The 509-nt window shown below is 42.6% G+C and carries 1 protein-coding gene; it reads left to right on the top strand.

Annotated features, from left to right (window positions below; all coding sequences use genetic code 11):
* Positions 1–36: 36 nt before the first annotated feature.
* Positions 37–509 (top strand): heparan-alpha-glucosaminide N-acetyltransferase domain-containing protein (locus tag AMS66_RS03475; RefSeq protein WP_236703147.1); only part of this gene is annotated, 473 nt, incomplete at its 3' end.

Raw genomic sequence — 509 nt, 5'->3', positions numbered from 1 at the left:
TTGTTTGTCGTGTTGGCTGGCATCGGGGTGGCATTAATGACCTCGAAAGCCCGTAACTCAATGAACGGGGAGCTCATTCGTCAAAGCCGGAACAGCTTGTACAAGAGAGCTGCTTTTCTGTTTATAGCTGGCGTGCTTTTATTGTTAATGGGCTGGAGTGCCGACATTTTGCATTATTATGCGGTGTTTATGCTTGTAGCTGCAGTCTTGATCACCGTATCCGATAATAAAATACTCGGTTTGTTTTCGATGATCTTGGTAGCATCACAGTTGTTTTTAGTCATGTTCGATTACACCAAAGGGTGGAACTTGAGTTTTAAAGATTATACGGGTTTTTGGACAATAGAAGGGTTCATTCGTAATCTGTTATTTAACGGATTCCATCCGATCTTTCCTTGGCTGAGCTTCTTCCTCATCGGCATGTGGATTGGCAGAAAACGTTGGCTGAATAAGGAAAACCGATCGAAGGTACTGTTGTATTCATTGTCAGGAACGGTTGTTTTTGAATC

This window comes from Paenibacillus xylanivorans (assembly GCF_001280595.1).
Classification (GTDB): domain Bacteria; phylum Bacillota; class Bacilli; order Paenibacillales; family Paenibacillaceae; genus Paenibacillus; species Paenibacillus xylanivorans.
The sequence above is the reverse complement of the archived record's forward strand: the minus strand, read 5'-3'. Positions and strand labels throughout refer to the sequence as shown.